This is a genomic window from Streptomyces sp. AM 4-1-1 (assembly GCF_029167625.1).
Taxonomy (GTDB): Bacteria; Actinomycetota; Actinomycetes; order Streptomycetales; family Streptomycetaceae; genus Streptomyces.
In genome coordinates this window covers 6932088-6951220 of record NZ_CP119145.1, presented here as the reverse complement: position 1 = coordinate 6951220, position 19133 = coordinate 6932088, and the positions used below count along the sequence as shown (strand labels likewise).

Genomic DNA, 19133 nt, shown 5'->3' with positions numbered 1-19133 from the left:
CCGGGTACGGGCGCGGAGGTGTCCACGACGGCCGCGGCGTCCCCTATCGGGACGTTCCGTGCCTGGTCACACGTATGGAAGGGAAGGGAGCGACAGTCCGTCGGCCCCAATGGCCGGCAGTCGCATCATCACTCGAAAGAGGACAGGCGGACCGCGTGTCGGCCAGGGCCTTTCGTCTGGGTCAGCCCGGATCGGGGAGCGGACTCCGGTGCCGTGCGCCGCGAGGCGGAGGAGGGAGTCATGGCGGAGCCGTGCCGACCGACGACATCGCCGTGAGGTGCGGTGCCGGAGCCCGCGAGCCCGGCCTGACCCGGACGGAAGTCCCTAGCTCGTCCGCTCCGCGGAGAGTTCGCGGACCGTCGCCATGTCGCTGAACGGGATCAGCCGCTCCCCGACGATCTGGTACGGCTCACTGCCCTTCCCCGCGACCAGCACGATGTCGCCCGGCCGGGCGGCGGACAGCGCGTGGGCGATCGCCTCACGACGATCGGCGAACCGTGCGAACGGTGTGCCGGTCGCCCTGATACCGGGGGCGATCTGATCCATGATCGCCTCGGGGTCCTCGTCCCGGGGGTTGTCGGAGGTGAGCACGCACAGATCGGAGCGGGCACCCGCGATCTGCCCCATGCGGACCCGCTTGGTCACGTCCCGGTCGCCTCCGCAGCCGAACACCGTGAGCACCCGGCCGGGTGCGAAGTCCCGGATGGCGGAGAGCACCTTGTCCAGCGAGTCGGGAGAGTGCGCGTAGTCCACGATCACGGCCGCGCCCTGCGGGGTCTCGAAGCGTTCGAGCCGGCCGGGCACCGGGGGCATCCGGTCCAGCGCGGCGACCAGTCCGGCCAGGTCGTGGCCGAGGAGGTGACAGGCGGCGAGGGTGGCCAGCGCGTTGGAGACCGAGAACCGGCCGGGTACCGGAATCGCCGCCGGGTACTTGCTTCCGGCGTGGTGCAGGGTGAAGCGGGTCCCGAAGGCGTTCATGCTGAGATCGGTCGCCCGGTAGTCGGCCTCGGTGTCGAGGGCGTACGTGACGGAGGCGTCCGGCATCAGTGCCGCGACGGTGGCCCCCACCGGATCGTCCGCGTTGATGACCGCGCGTCGGCACAGTCCCTGGAACAGGCGGAGTTTGGCGTCCCGGTAGTTCTCCATGGTGCCGTGGTCGTCCAGGTGGTCCTGGGTGAGATTGGTGAAGATGCCCACGTCGATGAAGGAGTGGTCCACCCGTCGCTCCAGAAGTCCCATGGAGGTGGCCTCCAGGGCCACGGTGCCCACCTCGTGGTCGCGCATGTGTCCCAGCAGGTACTGGAAGTCCGGAGCCTCCGGGGTGGTCAGCACCGAGCGTGGCATCGGGATCAGTTCGTCGCCGATGCGGCTGCCCGCCGTCCCGATGACTCCCACCTTGGCGCCCTCGGCGATGCGGAGGAGGGATTCGACCATGTACGAGATCGATGTCTTCCCGTTGGTGCCGGTGATCGCGACCATGTCCATGGCCTGTCCCGGTTGTCCGTAATAACGGGAGGCGACGAGCGCCGCCGCCGCACGCGTGTCCGGCACGCGAACGACACAGGCGTCGGCGGCCGAGGTCCACACCGCCGCCGGCAGGTCGGGCGCCTCGGCCTCGACGAACACCGCCACGGCGCCGCGTGCCAGGGCCGAGCCGACGGCCTCCGTGCCGCCCTCCCGGTGGCCGGGCACCGCGACGAAGAGCGACCCGGGCGATACGCGGTGAGCGTCGAGGCACGCCCCGGCGGTGATCCTGGTCTCCGGGTCCCCCAGAAGGACCTCATGGTCGTGTCCGGCCAGCAACTCGCTCAGCTTCATGGGGGTCCCTTCGAGGGTGCGGCCGGGACGGCTCACCGGAAAATCACACAGAGTGACAGGTCCGGTGCGCCGAGGAGCCGCGAGAGTGGTGCGCGGGGTACTGCGGATGTGGTGCGGGTGCTGCGCGAAGGGCAGCGGAGTGATCCGGGTGATGCGGGGCGGTCCCATCGGGACGAGGGATGACGAGAGATACGGAAGGTCGTACGAAGATCCGTCGAAAAGACCCGTCAGGAGATCAGGCAGAACGGGGGTGGCGCGTCAGAAGGCGGTCAGCCGTGGCCGTGCAGGGCCCGGCAGTGCGCCCACGGCGCAGTAGGGCTGAGCGTGCGAGGAGCCTTCGGCAGGCACTCCCTCACCGCGTATGTGTGGCCCATGACTGGAGTGTACGTCTCAGGTGGGAAACCCGGACCCGGCCCGGGGGCGACGGCGGCCGGTGCGCCGTACGGACGAGGGCCGGCCCGTGGCGTGCGCGGTCGTCCGCCGGCCTCGGGGTATGCGTAGAGCCATGGACACCACGGCATGGCTCACGCTCGGCGCGGTCGGCGCGCTACTCACCATGGGGATCGCGGCCGTTCTCCTGGTCCGTGTGGTCCGGGCCAGGAAGATGCTGCTGGACTCCGGAATTCCGCTGCACAACAAGGCACTCGTCTGGGCCGCGATGATCTACACCGTGTCGCCCGTCGATCTGCTGCCCGATCCGGTCTACCTCGACGACATCGGCATCCTGCTGCTCGCCCTGCGCTCGCTGCACTCGGCCGCCGCGAACGCCCGGCGCCGCACCGCACCCGAGAAGTCCCTCACGCACTCGGTCCCGAAGGCGACCTCGTCGGGCTCCGGTCGTACCGAACGACCGGAGCCCCGACCCTGACGGTCGTCCGACGGCGACGACCCGCGCTTTCCCGTACGGGACCGCTCAGGGGGTGCGCGAGAGGTGTCCCCGCGCGTCCCGAACCCCGCGCCGCCTTTCGCCCCCGCGTCCCGTACGGCGTGTCCGCTACCCGGCGGCCCAGTCGCGCAGCGCCTTGCGCGAGGCGAAGTCGGCCACATCCTTGTCGAGCGGCCGGTCGGTGTGCTGGTGGAAGCGCCAGGACGCCTGAATTCTGGGTTTGCCGGGGGTCACGTAGTCGGCGATCCAGAGACCGTCCCCGGCGTACGAGGTGGTGTCCCGGTTCAGCCAGAACGTGCGATTGCAGTAGAGCAGCACACGATGATGTGGTCTCAGCCGCTTCACCTCCCGGATGAACTTGTCCTTGTCCGTGTTGCTCGCCCAGGTCCCCTCGCCGGTCTGTTCCCAGTCGACGGCAAGGAGGTCCCCGGCCTTCTCCGGCGCCTTGGCGAGGAAGTACTCGGCCTGCGCCGCGATATTCCCGGGCCACAGGAAGTGGTAGAAGCCGACCACGCAGCCCGCGTCGCGCGCCCTTTTCGCCTGGTCGGTCAGGCGCGGATTCACGTACGAGCGGCCCTCGGTCGCCTTTATGAAGACGAAGTCCAGGCCGTCCGTATCGAAGGACGACTGGTATGAGCTGACATCGACGCCGTTCAGCATGGGCACCACCTCGAAGCGAGTCGGGGTATTCCGTTTCTCGTCCCGATTGCTGCCCATGGTGACCGGTTCCCATCCGTCCGCCCCAAGTAGGAACGTTTTGCCGATTGTCACCCTCGTTCTGAGGTTCGAAATAAGGACCTTGGAATAGGTACCGCACGCGAGGAGTTGGCGATACCGCGAGGGATGTTTTCTTCAACTCCCCCAACTGTGCGATCTGTTCATCTTTTCTTCACATGGGTAACTTCGAAGGGTCGGAATCATGAGGATCGGCATCATCGGAGCCGGGAATATCGGCGGCAACCTCACCCGGCGTCTCACCGCCCTCGGGCACGAGGTCGCGGTCGCCAATTCCCGTGGTCCGCACACGCTCGGCGCGCTGGCCGAGGAGACGGGAGCCACGCCGGTCGCCGCGGCGGACGCGGCGCGGGGAGCACAGGTCGTCGTGGTCACCGTTCCGCTCAAGGCCGTTCCCGACCTGCCCACCGGCTTCCTCGACGGGGCGGCGGACGGTGTCGCGGTCATCGACACGGGCAACTACTACCCGCAGCAGCGCGACGGCCGTATCGCGGCCATCGAGGGCGGGTTGCCGGAGAGCCTGTGGACGCAGGAGCGGATCGGCCACCCGGTGATCAAGGCGTTCAACGGGACGTACGCGCAGGACATCCTCGACAACGGCCGACCCCAGGGCAGTCCCGGCCGCCAGGCGCTGCCCGTCGCCGGGGACGACCAGGCCGCGAAACGGCTCGTGCGCGACCTCATCGACGAGCTGGGATTCGACACGGTGGACGCCGGTGGCCTGGACGAGTCGTGGCGGCAGCAGCCCGGCACGCCCGTCTACGGCAACCAGGGCGATGCCGACGCCATCGTGAAGGCGTTGGCGTCGGCCTCCCCGGAGCGCACGGCCCAGTGGCGCGCCTGACCGTCCGACGCGCCGTCACCCCGACCGGCCGCCGGAGGTGGATGTCCGGCCCCGCGGTCGGCACGGACCTCGCGGGCCGGCCGGGGCGACCGGTGTCGCGACGTGTCAGGTCGAGGCCGGCCGCGCCCCGCCACCGCGCCGGGGTCCGTCGTCCGTCGTCCGTGTCGTGCACGTCCAGGGGGACGTCCGGGAAACGGCTGTGAAGATCACCGGTCCGGGGTACACCCACTGCCTACCGGTGCGTAGGGTGTGGGGGTCGGGACTACGGTCGTGCGGTCCGTCCGGTTCCCGGAGGTCGTCGGCGCCGACCGCGGAAGAGGAGTCGATCCGTGCCCCGCACCATGTCCGTGTCGGACAGCATCGTGATTCGCGCGAGGCCGTCCGTCGTCTACGCACAGCTCAGCGACCCCACGTCGATGGGGCGTTGGAGCCCGGAGAACCACGGCGCCACCGTGCGCGGGGAGCGTCGGGACGGTGGGGCGTACGTGGGCATGGTCTTCGAGGGGCGCAACAAGCGCGGCGGGTTCCGCTGGACCACGAAGTGCACGGTGATCGCCGCCGACCCCGGTGAGCGGTTCGCGTTCCGGGTCCACGCGATCGGATGGCGGCGGCCTCGGCTGCCCGGGGCCATCGCCACCTGGGAGTACCGGTTCGAGCCGGTGGACGGCGGCACTCTGGTGACCGAGACGTGGATGGACGACCGGCGTAGCTGGCCGGACCGGCTGGCCGACGCGTTCGACCGGGCAGCCACCCGTGGCCACACCTTCGCGGACTTCCAGCGCGGCAACATCCGTACCACACTGGCCCGGCTGAAGCAGGTGCTGGAGACCCCCTGGGCCGGGGACGACGTCTTGAAGGGCTGACGCGCCCGGCGGACTCCGGTCTCGCGGAGGCCGTCGCACCGGGGGGCGGCGGACACGACGTGTCGAGGTCGCGAAGGCATGGAGGTGTGGACACCGTCAAGGCGTCGAGTACCCCGGGACCGACCGGGTCCGCCGGGCGGGTTCACCCGGGTTGCGCCGACGTCCTCGCCCCACGGCGGGCAACTGTCAGTGCGGCAAAGGACACTGGCCGGGAGTCGGGGAACCATCGGGAAGACGGTTGTCCCCGGTGAGCCGCAGGGGTCGGGTATCCAAGGGGAGCTGATGGGCATCGGGGAAGGGGCCGGATTCGAGCCCGCCACCGGGGACGGCCCGCCGACGGGCGAGCCGGACGGACGACGAGACGCGTCGGTGCGGACGGCGTTCGCCGGGCTGCTGGAGATCCGTCGGCTGACGAACACCGGTCCGGGAAGGCCCGAGGACTCCCCCGCCCGGTGGGAACTCAACCAGCCGGTACGAGCGGTGGCCCTGGCTCTTGAGGCGTCGGGAACGGCCGCCTCGGCGGTCGACCCGTCCGGGTCGCGGGTGGCGACCGGGTACCGCGTGGGGCGGGGCGAGACGCCCGGCACCGTACGGGTGGAGTGGCTCGGTCCGCCGGGCGGCGGGGCCGCGCACCAGGAGGAGGACGCGCTGGCCAGGTGCGCCGGAGTGCTGGAGGGGCTGGGCTGGACGGCGCTGCTGTACCGCGGGCCACGGCGCCGACGGTACGTGGAGGTCGAGCCGCCCACACGCCGCGACCGCAGGAGCTGACGCCGACGCACCGGCCGTGTACCCGGCGGCGACGGGAGTTGTCGGACCCATGGGGGATGCTTGACGGGCCAACACCTCTGATCTGGAGATGCTGAGATGAGCGATGACGAACTCGCCGCGGCCCAGGCGTACATCCGGCTGCTGGAAACGGCACGCGCCGCGCTGGTGGACCCGGACGACGCGCCCCTGTATCTGCCGCTGCTGGCCTCCCCGATCGCGGAGGCCGACGGCGCGCTGCGACGGGCCGGGCTCTCGGGCAACGAGGCCAGGTTCTTCGATCTCGTACGGACGCTCAGGCCGAGCCTGTCCGATTCGGCCCACTGACCCGCGGCGGGTCGGTGCCCGTCCCTGGTCCGGATCGGGCGGGCCGGCTCAGACCTGGCCGGTCCGGGCGCCGGTGTCCGGACCGGTGGTCGCTGGGACGCGCCCGGGGGCGAGCCCCAGCTCCTCGTCGCCCAACGGCGTGAAGAAGCGGGCCACGTCGCCGTCGGTGACCTGGTCCAGTCCGGCGGGCCGCCAGTGCGGGGCACGGTCCTTGTCGATGATCCGGGCACGGATGCCCTCGATGAGATCGGGCAGGACACGGGCGGCGTACGAGACGCGGAACTCCTGATCGAGCACCGCTTCCAGGTCACCGAGCCGACGGGCCCGGCGCACGGCGGCGAGGGTCACCTTCAGAGCGGTGGGCGACCTGGAGAGGAGTGTTCCGGCGGCCTCCCCGGCGGCGGGCGCGGGACAGCCCTGGAGCCGGTCGACGATCTCCTCGACGGATTCGGACGCGTAGCAGACGTCGATCCACTCCCGGTGCGCCGCGAGCCCGCTCCGGGGCGCGGCTGTCGCGTACCGCTCCACGGTCCGCGTGACCTCGGCGGCCGTTCCGCTCATGGCCAGGGCCTCGGTCAGTTCCGCGAGGCGCGAAGAGGGTACGAAGTGGTCGGCGAGGCCGCACAGCAGCGCGTCGGCGGGGCCGACCGCGGTTCCGGTGAGCGCCAGGTGGGTGCCCAGCTCGCCGGGTGCGGAGGCCAGGAGGTGGGTGCCGCCGACGTCGGGGACGAAGCCGATGCCGGTCTCGGGCATGGCGATCTGTGAGCGCTCCGTGACGACACGGACGTCTCCGTGGGCGGACACCCCGACTCCTCCGCCCATCACGATGCCGTCCATGAGTGCGACGTACGGCTTCGGAAAGCGGGCGATCCGGGCGTTGAGGAGGTATTCGTCGCGCCAGAAAGCGGTCGACGCGTGACCGCCCGTACGGGCGTTCTCCCAGATGGTGCGGATGTCGCCGCCCGCGCAGAGGCCGCGCTCCCCCGCCCCGCGAAGCACCACCGTGGTGATCGAGTCGTCCCGCTCCGCCTCGGTGAGGGCCTCGTCGATCCGCCGCACCATGTCGTGGGTGAGCGCGTTGAGGGCGCGCGGCCTGTTGAGCGTGATGTGCAGGGCCCGTCCCTCGGTACGCAGCAGGACGGGGTCGTCGTGGTTCATGAGTGCGCTCCGGTCAGCCCCTGGACGGTACGTCCGGCGGAGTGCGGACGTTCTTGTTCCGGACATTCTGCGCCGCGGGCCGGGCGGTCCGGCGGCGGGACCGGTCGGAACGGGACCGGGAACGACGGCCGGGAGCGGACACGGGCGGACCGGGGGAAGGGGGGAGAACGGTTCGCTGTGGCACTCCCGCCGAACGGGTTCGACAATTGGGGATACGTACGGGTCGCGCCCCGGCAGCCCGCCGGACGATCTCCGGAGCAGGAATGAGCGATCACGAGCGACGGCCGGACACCGGCTCCCCGGCGCCCTTCCGCTTCGACCGGCTGGAGAGCGGCGAGACCGGGACGGCGGAGCGTCTCGCCATGAATCGAACCGGCAGCTTCGAATGGGATCTGGCCGCCCGGTCACTGGACATCGACGCGGCGGGGCTGCTCGTCTTCGGCGCGGATCCGGAGACGGTGCGCAGATCTCCCACATCCCTGGTCGAACGGCTCGAACCGGCCGAGCGCACCCGTCTGGACCTGGCTCTCGACAAGGCACTGGCCGACGGCCGCAGCTCGTACAGTGTGCGTTTCCGGGTCCGGCTGCAGGACGGCACGGATCAGTGGACACACATCCAGGCGCGCATCCTGCGGGACGGCGACGGCAAGCCGCACCGGATCGTCGGCGTCGTACGGGACGCGACGGCGGAGGTCGCGCATTCGGCCTTCGTGCTGGAGCTGGAGAAGCGACGGCGGCGCCAGACCGACATCGTCGAACGCACGACGAGCGCGCTGTCACGGGCGGTGACCGTGGATGATGTGACGGCCGCGCTGACCGGGCCCGGCGGGCTGTCCAGGCTCGGCGCGGACGGTCTCGCGCTGGGGCTGGTGGACAACGGCACGCTCGACATCATCGCGCTCAGCGGCGACTCGCTCGAAGTGCTCGGCGGACTCGGGGGCGGAAGGATGGACCGGGGCCTGCCGCTGGCGGACAGTGTCCTCAGCGGCCGGCCCCGGTTCATCGACTCGCTGACGTCCCTGGCGAAGCGCTACCCCCGGCTCGAACCGTACGCCGGACGGCTGAAGTTCCGGTCCGCCGCTTATCTCCCACTGGTCGCACAGGCGCGGCCGCTGGGCGGGCTCGCGCTCTTCTACCGCGAGTACACCGTCTTCAACGCCGACGAGCGCAACCTCTGTCTGGGGCTGGCAGCGGTCGTGGCGCAGTCCCTGCAACGCGCACTGCTCTTCGACGAGGAAAGGGAATTCGCCACCGGCCTCCAGTCGGCGATGCTTCCGAGGCGAATCCAGGAGATCGAGGGCGGCGAGATCGCGGTGCGCTACCACGCGGCGTGGAGCGGCCGACAGGTCGGTGGCGACTGGTACGACGTGATCACCCTGCCCAAGAACCAGGTCGGTGTCGTCGTGGGCGATGTACAGGGGCACGACACCCATGCCGCCGCCATCATGGGCCAGTTGCGCATCGCGCTCCGGGCGTACGCCGCCGAGGGGCACGCTCCCTCGACGGTACTGGCACGCGCCTCACGATTCCTCGCCGAACTGGACACGGAGCGCTTCGCGACCTGCGCGTACGCGCAGGTGGATCTCGCGTCGGGTGCGGTACGGGTGGTGCGCGCAGGGCATTTCGGACCGCTGATCCGGCATGTGGACGGGCGGGTCGCCAGCCCGCGGGTGCGGGGCGGTCTGCCCCTGGGCATCTCCACCGAGTTCGAGCACGAGGAGTTCCCGGAGACCCGCCTCGATCTGGTACCGGGGGAGACACTCGTCCTCTACACCGACGGTCTGGTGGAGGAGCCCGGCGCGGACGTCGACACAGGGGTGGAAGCCCTGAAGTACGCGGTCGGTGTGGGTCCGGCGAGCGCCCAGGGCCTGGCGGACCACCTGTCGGACCGGCTCTGGGAGCGGTGGGGGTCGGGTGACGACGTGGCCCTGCTCGTGCTGCGGCGCAGCCCGGACCCGGGATCGTCCCGTGCGCCACGACTGCACCAGTACATTCACCAGGCGGACCCGGAAGGACTGTCCGAGGCGCGGACCATCGTGCGGCAGGCTCTGGAGGACTGGGAGATGACGGAGCTGGCCGACGACGCCGAACTGCTGACGGGGGAACTGCTGGGCAATGTCCTCCTCCACACGGAGGGCGGTGCGGTGCTCACTCTGGAGGTGTTGCCGGAGCCGCTGCGGCGGATCAGGCTCTCGGTGCAGGACCGCTCCAGCGCCTGGCCGAGACGGCGCGCGCCGGGCGAGACGTCGACGTCGGGGCGTGGTCTGCTGCTGCTCGACGCCGTGGCCACCCGCTGGGGCATCGAGCCGCGCGGCGAGGGCAAGACCGTCTGGTGCGAGATCGGCGGCCCGGGACCGGCCGCCCAGCCATGAGATCGGTCGACCGAATCCGGAGACCCGTCGGGGCACGTGGCGCCCGTGGCACGGGGGCACGTCCGGATCGTTGACGGCTCAATGAGAAAGTGGGAATTACACGTATCCGTCGTCGCGCGTGCGCCTGAAGCTGGAGTCCGATCCGTCCCATGCGTTTGCTCCTGATCCGTCACGGCCAGACACCGTCCAACGTCAGCCACTTCCTGGACACGGCGGCGCCGGGCCCCGGACTGACCGAGCTCGGACTCCGTCAGGCCGCCGCGCTGCCCGACGCGCTGTCCGGTGAGGACATCGGAGCCCTGTACGTGTCGACGCTGACGCGCACACAGCTGACGGCGGGGCCGCTGGCCGCCGTACGCGGTCTTGAGATGGTGGTCCGGGACGGCATCCGGGAACTGTCGGCCGGTGATCTTGAGATGCGTTCCGACGAGGCGTCGGTCGAGCGCTATCTGAAGACGGCGCTCGCCTGGGCCGCCGGGGACGTGGGGCTGCGCATGCCGGGCGGCGAGAACGGCACGGAGGCTCTGGGCCGTTTCGACTCCGTGGTCGCCGAGGCCGCCGAAGGCACCGCCGGTACGGTGGCCATGGTCAGCCACGGGGCGGCGATCCGCATCTGGACGGCGGCGCGGGCGGCGAACGTGTCGGTGGGCTACGCCGCGTCGCACACGCTCGACAACACGGGTGTGGTCGTCCTGGAGGGCTCGCCCGGCGACGGTTGGCACGCGCTGTCATGGGCGGGCACGGTGGTCCCTCCCACGACGGCGAGCGGCCCCGAGGACGGCGGCCCGGCCGGCCGGGCACTGCCCGGCATCGTCCGGTAGAACCGGTGTCGAGCTGCCGCCGTGCCGCCGGTTCGAGCGGCGCCGAGCGGCCGGAGCCCGATCGCCTGTGGGGCCCCGCCCGCCCGGCGGGCGGGGTCGCCCCGCCCGGAACCGCCTGCCGGGCGGGCGGCCAGGCGGCTGGGCGGCCGGGGGTCAGAGGGGCCGGTACATGATGTGCAGCCCCACATAGCCCTTCGTCGGGTGGTTGAAGCCCTCGGGCAGCGTGCCGAGGATGTCGAAGCCCAGCGACCGGTACAGCCGCACCGCGTTGGTGTTCGTCTCCACCACCGCGTTGAACTGCATCGCCCGGAAACCCGCCGCACGGGCCCACTCGACGCTGTAGGCGCACAGGGCCCGCCCCACTCCCCGCCCGGAGTGCCGTGGATCGACCATGTAGCTGGCACCGGCGATATGGGAACCGTTGCCCATGTGGTTGGTGTTCATCTTCGCCGTACCGAGGACCGTCCCGTCGTCGCCGACCGCGACGACGGTTCGGTTCGGCGCCGGGAGCAGCCACCAGTCCCTGGCCGCCTCCTCGTCCAGGTCGAGCGGGTAGGTGAAGGTCTCCCCCGCTGCGACGATCTTGTGAAAGAACGGCCAGATGGCGGACCAGTCCTCGGCCGTGGCTTCTCTGATCAGCATGAGCACAGGATGCCGTCGCGCTCCCCTCGTCCGCGAGTGCTTATGACGTCCCCTGCGACAGGGACCGGGTTCCCTGTCGCAGGGAGGGTGCTATCGGCTGCCTTCCTCTCCCCCGTCCAGGCGGCGGATCACCCGGGCCGGATTGCCGACCGCCAGCACTCCCGGCGGCAGGTCCTTGGTCACGACGGCCCCGGCACCGACCACCGTGTCCGCTCCGATGGTCACACCGGGGCAGACGATGACTCCGCCACCGAGCCAGACGTTGTCCCCGATCGTCACGGGGACACCCTTCTCCCAGCCTTCTCGTCGCCGTTCCGCGTCCATTTCGTGGACGGGGGTGAGCAGTTGTACGTTCGGGCCGATCTGGACATCGGCTCCGATGGTGATGGGCGCGGTATCGAGGAAGACCGCTCCGAAGTTGACGAACGTGCCGGGGCCGATGCTGATCAGCGAGCCGAAGTCGCAGTGGAACGGCGCGCGGATGCGCACGTCCGGGCTCACCGAACCCAGCAGTTCCTTGAGAATGCCGTACCGCTCTTCCGTGCTCGCGGACGACGCGGCGTTGTACGCCTCGCAGAGCGCGATGCGGCGCACGGTGTCCTCGCGCAGCTCCGGGTCGTCCGGGATGTACCAGTCACCGGCCAGCATCCGGCATTTGTTCTCGCCCACGATTCTCCTCGACGTCCTTCCTGCCTGCTTCTGCCCTGGGTCCTGGTCGCGCGTCGCGGTTCCCGCCCGCATGAGCCCGCGTGAGCCCGCAATGCGGGAACGCGGCCACTCCTCGGTGCGTCACTTCGTCAACGGTCTCCACTCACGTCCGGTTCCTCCGCCTTCCGGTATGCCTCCGTGCGGTCACCCGCCCCCGTAGACCGAGCCGGTCGAGCAGCCCCGGAACCGGCTCCGGCCCGGCCTCCGGGTCCCGTACCGGTTCGCGCACCGGCCCGCCTTCACCGGCCTCCGGCCGTGGGTGGTCGTCGTTTCCCGGGCGCGGGGCAGGTCGGGCTTCCCTGGCACGGTCCAGCTCCATGGTCAGGTTCAGCCGGCGCCAGAGGATCTCGTCCGGGTCGTCGGCCGCCATCAGCCGCGCCGCCGTCTCCCGGGTGACCGGGGACCAGGAGGGACCGAAGACCGGTTCGGGACGTACACGCCGGAGGTAGGCGCGCTCGTACGGATCGTCGACGATCTCCGCCACCTGCGCGGTGTCCAGTGTCTCGGCCAGCACCGCTGTCCGTGCCCAGGGGTCGTCCGTGCGGTCCAACAGCCGGTTGATCCGGCTCTCACGCCAGTTGCGCACCCGCCAGTCCACCCCTGTCCCCAGCAACGTACGCACCTCGTCGGAGGTTCTTCCCGTCAGCAGCTCGGGGTGCGCGGCGCGGAACCGGACCAGGTCGTCGACGAGATAGAGCCAGCAGATCGCTCGGTACCGGTTCAGTCCGAAGGTGATCGGCGCGACGCACCCCGCGCGGGCCAGTCCGGTGAACCGGTCCGGACTGATGGCCAGCAACTGGGCGGCTTCCGTCCTCCCGGCCGTGCGCACCCGCGCCCTCAGCCCGTCCGGGAACCCCGGCTCCGCGCGCAGCCGGTCGATCTCCCCTCGCCCGACGCGGAACCCGCCACGGCTCCGCTCCACCGTGGCCCGGACGAGTCCCAGATGCACGGCGAGCTCGAACTCGCCCCGCTTCAGGCCCACTTCCCGAGCGGCGGAGACCACGGCCACCGTGCCCGCCACTCCCCCGCGCGGCGCCTCGCCGCGCGTCACCCGCTCGCGCGTGGCGTTCTCGCCGCCGACGTTTCCACGCGGACCCTTTCCACGCGGGTTCTTTCCGTGCGTAGCCGTTGCGCGCGTGGCCGTTGCGCGCGTGGCCGTTCCGCGCGTGGCCGTTCCGCGCGTGGCCGTTCCGCGCGTGGCCGTTCCGCGCGTGGCCGTTCCGCGCGTGGCCGTTCCGCGCGTGATGTCCGCAACTGCCATGACTGCCTCCCCCGTGAGACTCGAATACTCTCCGTGAGCACCGTAGCTCGACGGGAGGTTCTTCTGCCCGGCCTGTGGAAAACCCTTGATTCCCACCGAAAACCCCAGGTCGGACGGGCAGATGGCCATGGGGCGACAGAGAGAGCAGGTGGCCGGACCGGGGCCGGGGCCAGAGTCGGCGTCAGCACCAAGGCGGGGCGGGCAACAGCGGGAGCGGGACGTCACTGACAACGACTCAGAACACGTCGGGGCCGCCACCCTGTCTCACGGCGACTCCCAGATGCTCCCCGACCCGGTTGACGAGCAGTGTCATCTCGTACGCCACCTGGCCGACGTCCGCCTCCGCCGCACTCATCACGCACAGGCAGCTCCCGTCCCCCGCCGCCGTCACGAAGAGAAGTGCCTCGTCGAACTCCACCATGGTCTGACGGGCCTTCCCGACCCGGAAGTGGTGTCCCGAGCCACGGGCCAGGCTGTGCAGCCCCGAGGAGACGGCGGCCAGGTGCTCCGCGTCCTCGCGTGGCAGTCCGGTGCTGGCTGCGGTCACCAGTCCGTCGTTGGACAGCACCAGCGCGTGTCGTATGTACTCGACCCGGCTCGTCAGATCGTCGAGAAGCCAGTCAAGTTCCTTGTCCAATGCCATCGCTCTCCGCCCTCCCCCGCTCATGCGTTCCCCGTGCCCCACGTCGCCCATCAGCCTTGCCTACCGGTCACCTGCGGGCAAGCGTCCCCCTGCCGCCGGGGCGTCACTTCGCGCCGTGGCCGTTATCCGGCGGAAGATGGGCACATGGGACACAGAATGAGTCAGGACGAATGGCGGGTGTTCGTCTCCGAGGGCACACGCACCGGGAAGCTGTCCACCGTCAGGGCCGACGGCAGTCCGCACATCGCACCCGTCTGGTTTCTCCTCGACGGTGACGATCTCGTCTTCAACACCGGGAAGGAGACCGTCAAGGGCCGCAACCTGGCCCGTGACGGACGGGTCGCCCTGTGCGTCGACGACGACCGTCCGCCGTTCGCCTACGCGGTGCTCCAGGGCCGGGCCGAACTGAGTGAGGACCCGGAGGAGTTGCGGCGCTGGGCGACCCGTATCGCGGGCCGCTACATGGGTGAGCGGGCTGCCGCCGAGTTCGGCGCGCGCAATGCCGTCCCCGGGGAACTGCTCGTCCGGGTACGGATCGACAAGGTGGTCGCGCTCGCGGCCGTGGCCGACTGACGCGGGGCCCGGTCCGATGTCCGCGCGGACGGCCCCGTCACCGTCGGTCCTCCGCGCGGCCGGCACCGGAGCCCGCACCGCACCTGGTGCCGTCGGCCCCGGGTGCCGGGCCTCGGTGCCCCGGCCGGGTCTCCTCCACCGGCCACGAGAGCCCCCACCTACCGGGCGGTGTCACGCCGGCTCGCCGCCGGACCGGGCGCGCGCCACGGGCACCATGATCCGCTCCCCGCCCCGGCCGGCCGCCCCTCGGTCATGCCCGCCCCCGCCCGCCGCCTCCGGTCAGGGCCGACAGACCCCCTCATTGCGCAATGGCCTGATCTCGACGCTCCGCTCCTCGTCCCGTCGCCCCTGTCCGACGGGCGAGCCGGCCGTAGCCCCGTCGAGGGCCCTCTCGGGGGAGCCGTTCCCGACCTCGTCGGCAGCGCCAGGCATGAGCAGGCCGAGCGTCGACTCCAACTCGTCAAGGGCCACTCTGGCCGCCTCGATCCTGGTCCGCAGCAGCGCCGCGTCACCCGGCCCGGCCCGCATCGCCGCCTCGTGCGTCCGGACCGGTCCGCCGGCAGGCGAGTGGGGTGGCACCGGAATCCCCGCCTCTCGCGCGCCGTCCGGTCCGCCGTCCGGGGACTCTCGCGGAGCCGCCCCCGCGGAGGCACGCTCGTCGTCGCCCTCCAGGGCCCGCGCCTCGTCGAGCGAGTTGATCACGACTCCGATCAGCACGTTGACCAGGACGAAGGAGGCGATCAGCACATACGACGCGTAGTAGAGGAAGCTCCAGCGGGAGATCTCCAGACCGCCGTGGACCGCCGCACCGAGACCGTCCAGCGTCATCAGCAGGAAGAGGGTGAGGATCGCCCGCCCGATGGAGCCGAAGCGTTCCGGATCGTCCGCGGAGAAGAACAGCCAGCCGACCATCGCGTACAGATAGAGCAGGAGCGAGCCGACGAGCAGGAAGCTGACCGTGCCGGGCAGGCTTCTGCCCACGGCGACCAGCACGATGCGCAGCTGGGGCAGGAACCGGGCCGCCCGCAGCACCCGGGCCAGTCTCAGCAGGCGCAGCACGGTGCCGTTCTCGCGGACCATGGGGAGGAACGCTGAGAGCACCACGGCGAGGTCGAAGAGGTTCCACGGATCGCGGAAGAAGCCCTTGGGACGGTCGGCGTACGCCCCGGCGCGCAGCAGGATCTCCGTGGCGAACGCCACGAGGAATCCGGTCTCGACGATGCGTAACCATCCGTGCCACCGGTCGACGAGCCCGGCGTAGGTCTCGGCGCCGAGCACTACGGCATTGGCCAGGATGAGGACGAAGACGGCGACGGCGAACCAGCGGGCTTCGGTGACCGAACGGCAGCGGTGGGCGAGCGCCCGGCGCCTCGACGGTGTCCCGTCCGCCGCCCGTTCACGTGGTCGTCGCGGCACGGGCGGCCGGGGCGGCTCGGGGTTCCGCCGCGCCGGCGCGGTGGGTGTCATCGCTGTCTCTGTCCTCGGTGCTGGGCGGGATGTCACGCCGGGCGGCAGACCGCGAACGAACTCTACAGGCGTGTAGAAGTCGCCGAAGAGGGCTCCGCCCTGGCCCTACACTGGTCACTCGGTGCGCGGAGGCGGCCCAGGCAGACGGGAGAGCGGGAGTGTCGACAGGTACCGTGAGCGGTTTCGACGACCCGCCCGCGGAGGTGCTGGCGGAGGCGGCTGCCGCCTTCGGTCTGTTGGCGACTCCGGCGCGGCTGCACATCGTGTGGGCGCTGTCCCAGGGCGAGTGCGATGTGACGGGGCTCGCGGAGCGGGTCGGCTCGACGCTGCCGTCCGTGAGCCAGCATCTGACGAAGCTGAAGCTGGCCGGGCTCGTTCGCTCGCGACGGGAAGGCAGGCGGCAGGTGTATCTCGTGGACGACCCCGATGTGGTGACGGTGGTGCGGCTGATGGTCGGACAGCTCGCCGAGCGTGCCGGTTACGCGACCGCGCGGCCGGCCCGCCTCCGTGAGCTCGGTGCCTGAGAGCAGCGCAGCCGCGGGGACCGGCCGCGCCGGTTCCGACGCCTCGCCGTCCTCCGTACCGGTACGGCTCGCGGCAGCGGCTCAAGGGCCCGCGTCCGGGGACGGCGCCGCTCTCACCTCGCTCCAGGTGCTGCGCGCACTGGGCAGCGGGCCGCGCGGACTGCTGGAGACGGAGGCCGACGAGCGGCTGGTCCGCTTCGGGGAGAACGTGCTTCCCGCCTGGCGCCCGGTGTCCTGGCCCCGGCGGTTCGTCCGCAGTCTGCGTGATCCGTTCACCTCGGTGCTGCTCTGCCTCGGGATCGTCTCGGCCGTCGTGAGCGCCTGGGGCACGGCCTGTGTGATTCTCGTGCTCGTCACCCTCAGCTGTGTGCTGCGCTCCGGCGAGGAGCACCGGGCCGACCGGTCGATGGCGTCGCTGCGGGAGCTGGTGGCGACCACCGCGAGCGTGCTGCGCCGTACGTCCGCGGACCCGGCGCCCCCGCGTGAGATTCCGGTGGGTGAGCTGGTGCCGGGCGATGTGATCCGGCTCGGTCCCGGAGATCTCGTACCGGCCGATGTGCGGCTGCTGCGGGCGAGCGGGCTGACCGTGCACCAGGCGGCGCTGACCGGCGAGTCGGCTCCGGTCGCGAAGTATCCGGTCGACGCACCGGCTCCGGGGGGCGGCGGGGCCGGTCCGTTCGCGCGGCCCCAGCTCTGTTTCCAGGGCAGCAGTGTGACGTCCGGCAGCGGTACGGCGGTGGTCGTCGCGACGGGCGCGGACACCCGGTTCGCCGCCGCGCACGACGGGGCGGCCCGCCGTCGTGGTGCGAGCGCGTTCGACCGGTCGGTGCAGGGGATCTCCTGGACGTTGATCCGGTTCATGCTGCTCACCCCGCCGCTGGTGCTGATGGCCAACGCCGCGCTGCGGGGGCGCGGTCTGGAGACCCTGCCGTTCGCGGTGGCCGTGGCGGTCGGTCTGACACCGGAGATGCTGCCGGTCATCGTGACGACGGCGCTGGCCCGGGGTGCTTCGCTGCTGGCACGCACGAGCGGGGTGATCGTCAAACGGCTGCCCGCGCTGCACGATCTCGGGGCGATCGATGTGCTGTGCCTCGACAAGACGGGCACGCTCACCCAGGACCGGCCCGTCGTCGACCGCGCCCTGGACGGAACGGGCCGGCCCGACGGCGAGGTACTGCACTGGGCGGGGGTCAACGCGCTGTGGACGTTGCAGCTCGCCGATCTCCCCGCGCCGGACGCGCTCGACGAGGCGGTGCTGGATGCGGCGGAGGGGCGGCCCGGGTCGTTGTCGGCCTACGACGGGGTGGCGGCGCTGCCGTTCGACCCGGTACGCCGCGTCGCCACCGCCGTGGTCCGGCGCCCCGGTCGGCTCGGCGTCCACACCCTGGTCACCAAGGGCGCGGTGGAGGCCGTGCTCGCGCGGTGCGCGCTCGACGACGACGAGCGGCTGCGGCTGGAGACACTGGCCTCGGCGGAGGCGGGGAACGGCCTGCGGCTGCTCGCGGTGGCCCGGACGGAGCGACCCGCCCGGCTCGGCTCCTACACAGCGGCCGACGAGCAGGGGCTGACGTTCCTCGGGTTCGTCGCGTTGCGCGATGCCCTCACCCCGAGCGCGGCCGACGCGCTGGCGGTGCTGAAGCGGCGGGGGGTCGCCGTGAAGATCCTCACCGGTGACCATCCGGGGACGGCCGCCCGTGCCTGTCACGATCTGGGTCTGGCCGCCGGGGACGTGATCACCGCCGACGAGATCGACGCGCTGTCGGACCGGGAACTCACCACCGCCGCCGAGCGGGCCACGGTGTTCGCCCGCTGCACGCCCGAGCACAAGGCCCGGATCGTCTCGGCGCTGCGCGGCGGCGGACACACCACCGGATTCCTCGGCGACGGTGTCAACGATCTTCCCGCTCTGCACGCCGCCGATGTCGGCATCTGCCCGCGCAACGCGGTCGACGTGGCGCGGGAGACCGCGGAGGTGGTGCTGGCGGAGAAGGACCTCACCGCGATCGACCGGGCGATCACCGCGGGCCGGCACAGCAGCGGCAACATCGCCACCTACCTCCGCATCACGCTCTCCTCCAACCTCGGCAACGTCATCGCCATGCTCTGCGCCGGGCTGATGCTGCCCTTCCTGCCGATGCTCCCGGCCCAGGTCCTGGTGCAGAACCTCTGTTTCGACGCCGCCCAGCTGGCGTTCGCCTTCGACCGGCCCGCCCCGGCGGTGCTCCGGCGCCCGACCGTGCTGCGCCCGCGTGACTTCCTGCGTTTCATCACCGGTTTCGGTCTGCTGAACGCCACCGCGGACCTGGCGACGTTCGGCGTGCTCGCCCTGGCCCTGCGCGGGCCGGGCGGTACGGGCGACGAGGCGGCGTTCCACGCCGGGTGGTTCACCGAGAACCTGCTGACGCAGGCTCTGGTGATGCTGCTCCTGCGGACCGGGCGTCGTGCCGCCGGTTGCCGGACCGGCAGGCCGCTGTGGGCGGCGGCGTGCGGTCTGGCCGCGATCGGGGTGCTGCTGCCGGTCACACCGCTCGGGCCGCCGCTGGGCATGAGCGCGCTTCCGCCGCTCTACTATCCGCTGCTCGGCGCCGTCCTCGCGCTGTACGCCACCGCGCTGGCGGCGGCGAGAAGGCGTTACGAGAACAAGCGGACGACGTGACCGGTCCGGCCGGGCCGGAGCGTACTCCCCCGGACCGCGTACGCTCCGGCAGGTTCCGTGTCACGTCCCC

General features: G+C 71.4%; 18 protein-coding genes. 10 read left to right on the top strand and 8 right to left on the bottom strand.

Annotated features, from left to right (window positions below; genetic code table 11):
- Nucleotides 1-324: 324 nt before the first annotated feature.
- Entirely contained in the window at nucleotides 325-1818 is a 1494-nt protein-coding gene (locus PZB75_RS29585; RefSeq protein ID WP_275538367.1) for a UDP-N-acetylmuramoyl-L-alanyl-D-glutamate--2,6-diaminopimelate ligase, read from the bottom strand.
- A gap of 505 nt (nucleotides 1819-2323) precedes the next feature.
- Between PZB75_RS29585 and PZB75_RS29580 the strand changes: the two genes are divergently transcribed.
- Nucleotides 2324-2686 (top strand): YkvA family protein, encoded by a 363-nt coding sequence (locus PZB75_RS29580; protein ID WP_275538366.1) that lies wholly within the window; start codon nucleotides 2324-2326, stop codon nucleotides 2684-2686.
- A 126-nt stretch (nucleotides 2687-2812) separates the two neighbouring features.
- Here PZB75_RS29580 and PZB75_RS29575 read toward each other — a convergent pair whose 3' ends face one another.
- Nucleotides 2813-3364 (bottom strand): glycoside hydrolase family 25 protein, encoded by a 552-nt coding sequence (locus PZB75_RS29575; protein ID WP_275538365.1) that lies wholly within the window; start codon nucleotides 3362-3364, stop codon nucleotides 2813-2815.
- A 259-nt stretch (nucleotides 3365-3623) separates the two neighbouring features.
- Between PZB75_RS29575 and PZB75_RS29570 the strand changes: the two genes are divergently transcribed.
- The 4 genes from PZB75_RS29570 to PZB75_RS29555 all read left to right on the top strand — a co-directional run bounded on the left by PZB75_RS29570 (nucleotide 3624) and on the right by PZB75_RS29555 (nucleotide 6238).
- Nucleotides 3624-4283, top strand: a complete 660-nt coding sequence (locus PZB75_RS29570) for an NAD(P)-binding domain-containing protein (protein WP_275538364.1) — start codon at nucleotides 3624-3626, stop codon at nucleotides 4281-4283.
- Nucleotides 4284-4612: 329 nt separating this feature from the next.
- Nucleotides 4613-5146, top strand: coding sequence for an SRPBCC family protein (locus PZB75_RS29565; RefSeq protein ID WP_275538363.1), 534 nt, complete (start codon nucleotides 4613-4615; stop codon nucleotides 5144-5146).
- Between the two features lie 282 nt (nucleotides 5147-5428).
- Nucleotides 5429-5914, top strand: coding sequence for a hypothetical protein (locus tag PZB75_RS29560; protein WP_275538362.1), 486 nt, complete (start codon nucleotides 5429-5431; stop codon nucleotides 5912-5914).
- Nucleotides 5915-6010: 96 nt separating this feature from the next.
- The gene (locus PZB75_RS29555) at nucleotides 6011-6238 is read left to right on the top strand and encodes a hypothetical protein (protein ID WP_275538361.1); all 228 of its coding nucleotides are present in this window, start codon (nucleotides 6011-6013) and stop codon (nucleotides 6236-6238) included.
- A gap of 48 nt (nucleotides 6239-6286) precedes the next feature.
- On the opposite strand, the gene PZB75_RS29550 is transcribed toward PZB75_RS29555, so the two are convergent.
- A complete protein-coding gene (locus PZB75_RS29550; RefSeq protein WP_275538360.1) occupies nucleotides 6287-7396 on the bottom strand; it encodes an enoyl-CoA hydratase/isomerase family protein in 1110 nt (369 codons plus the stop codon).
- Between the two features lie 263 nt (nucleotides 7397-7659).
- Between PZB75_RS29550 and PZB75_RS29545 the strand changes: the two genes are divergently transcribed.
- Both PZB75_RS29545 and PZB75_RS29540 read left to right on the top strand, forming a co-directional pair.
- Entirely contained in the window at nucleotides 7660-9768 is a 2109-nt protein-coding gene (locus PZB75_RS29545; protein WP_275538359.1) for a SpoIIE family protein phosphatase, read from the top strand.
- Nucleotides 9769-9917: 149 nt separating this feature from the next.
- Nucleotides 9918-10589 carry a histidine phosphatase family protein gene (locus PZB75_RS29540; RefSeq protein WP_275538358.1) on the top strand — a complete coding sequence of 224 codons (672 nt, stop codon included), beginning with the start codon at nucleotides 9918-9920 and terminating at the stop codon, nucleotides 10587-10589.
- A 153-nt stretch (nucleotides 10590-10742) separates the two neighbouring features.
- On the opposite strand, the gene PZB75_RS29535 is transcribed toward PZB75_RS29540, so the two are convergent.
- The 4 genes from PZB75_RS29535 to PZB75_RS29520 form a co-directional block, all read right to left on the bottom strand.
- Nucleotides 10743-11231: a GNAT family N-acetyltransferase gene (locus PZB75_RS29535; protein ID WP_275538357.1), complete on the bottom strand. Its 489-nt coding sequence runs from the start codon at nucleotides 11229-11231 to the stop codon at nucleotides 10743-10745.
- A gap of 90 nt (nucleotides 11232-11321) precedes the next feature.
- Nucleotides 11322-11900 (bottom strand): sugar O-acetyltransferase, encoded by a 579-nt coding sequence (locus tag PZB75_RS29530; protein ID WP_275538356.1) that lies wholly within the window; start codon nucleotides 11898-11900, stop codon nucleotides 11322-11324.
- Between the two features lie 142 nt (nucleotides 11901-12042).
- Nucleotides 12043-12990 carry a DUF6397 family protein gene (locus PZB75_RS29525; RefSeq protein WP_343286269.1) on the bottom strand — a complete coding sequence of 316 codons (948 nt, stop codon included), beginning with the start codon at nucleotides 12988-12990 and terminating at the stop codon, nucleotides 12043-12045.
- A 445-nt stretch (nucleotides 12991-13435) separates the two neighbouring features.
- Entirely contained in the window at nucleotides 13436-13843 is a 408-nt protein-coding gene (locus tag PZB75_RS29520) for a roadblock/LC7 domain-containing protein (protein ID WP_275538354.1), read from the bottom strand.
- Between the two features lie 144 nt (nucleotides 13844-13987).
- On the opposite strand from PZB75_RS29520, the gene PZB75_RS29515 reads away from it, so the two are divergent.
- On the top strand, nucleotides 13988-14416 hold the full coding sequence (locus PZB75_RS29515) for a PPOX class F420-dependent oxidoreductase (RefSeq protein WP_275538353.1): 429 nt from the start codon (nucleotides 13988-13990) through the stop codon (nucleotides 14414-14416).
- A 279-nt stretch (nucleotides 14417-14695) separates the two neighbouring features.
- Here PZB75_RS29515 and PZB75_RS29510 read toward each other — a convergent pair whose 3' ends face one another.
- Entirely contained in the window at nucleotides 14696-15883 is a 1188-nt protein-coding gene (locus tag PZB75_RS29510) for an ion transporter (RefSeq protein WP_275538352.1), read from the bottom strand.
- Between the two features lie 158 nt (nucleotides 15884-16041).
- On the opposite strand from PZB75_RS29510, the gene PZB75_RS29505 reads away from it, so the two are divergent.
- Together PZB75_RS29505 and mgtA are read left to right on the top strand one after the other, a co-directional pair.
- Nucleotides 16042-16407 carry a metalloregulator ArsR/SmtB family transcription factor gene (locus tag PZB75_RS29505; protein ID WP_275538351.1) on the top strand — a complete coding sequence of 122 codons (366 nt, stop codon included), beginning with the start codon at nucleotides 16042-16044 and terminating at the stop codon, nucleotides 16405-16407.
- Nucleotides 16391-19063, top strand: a complete 2673-nt coding sequence (gene mgtA, locus PZB75_RS29500) for a magnesium-translocating P-type ATPase (RefSeq protein ID WP_275538350.1) — start codon at nucleotides 16391-16393, stop codon at nucleotides 19061-19063. Before PZB75_RS29505 ends, mgtA begins: the two co-directional genes overlap by 17 nt.
- The last annotated feature ends 70 nt before the right edge of the window (nucleotides 19064-19133 follow it).

Coding starts and splice junctions, on each gene's coding strand:
- PZB75_RS29535 (WP_275538357.1), bottom strand. CDS start 11,231: ATGCTGATCAGAGAAGCCACGGCCGAGGACTGGTCCGCCATCTGGCCG.
- PZB75_RS29570 (WP_275538364.1), top strand. CDS start 3,624: ATGAGGATCGGCATCATCGGAGCCGGGAATATCGGCGGCAACCTCACC.
- PZB75_RS29515 (WP_275538353.1), top strand. CDS start 13,988: ATGGGACACAGAATGAGTCAGGACGAATGGCGGGTGTTCGTCTCCGAG.
- PZB75_RS29555 (WP_275538361.1), top strand. CDS start 6,011: ATGAGCGATGACGAACTCGCCGCGGCCCAGGCGTACATCCGGCTGCTG.
- PZB75_RS29585 (WP_275538367.1), bottom strand. CDS start 1,818: ATGAAGCTGAGCGAGTTGCTGGCCGGACACGACCATGAGGTCCTTCTG.
- PZB75_RS29560 (WP_275538362.1), top strand. CDS start 5,429: ATGGGCATCGGGGAAGGGGCCGGATTCGAGCCCGCCACCGGGGACGGC.
- PZB75_RS29510 (WP_275538352.1), bottom strand. CDS start 15,883: ATGACACCCACCGCGCCGGCGCGGCGGAACCCCGAGCCGCCCCGGCCG.
- PZB75_RS29520 (WP_275538354.1), bottom strand. CDS start 13,843: ATGGCATTGGACAAGGAACTTGACTGGCTTCTCGACGATCTGACGAGC.
- PZB75_RS29550 (WP_275538360.1), bottom strand. CDS start 7,396: ATGAACCACGACGACCCCGTCCTGCTGCGTACCGAGGGACGGGCCCTG.
- PZB75_RS29575 (WP_275538365.1), bottom strand. CDS start 3,364: ATGCTGAACGGCGTCGATGTCAGCTCATACCAGTCGTCCTTCGATACG.
- PZB75_RS29540 (WP_275538358.1), top strand. CDS start 9,918: ATGCGTTTGCTCCTGATCCGTCACGGCCAGACACCGTCCAACGTCAGC.
- PZB75_RS29545 (WP_275538359.1), top strand. CDS start 7,660: ATGAGCGATCACGAGCGACGGCCGGACACCGGCTCCCCGGCGCCCTTC.
- PZB75_RS29580 (WP_275538366.1), top strand. CDS start 2,324: ATGGACACCACGGCATGGCTCACGCTCGGCGCGGTCGGCGCGCTACTC.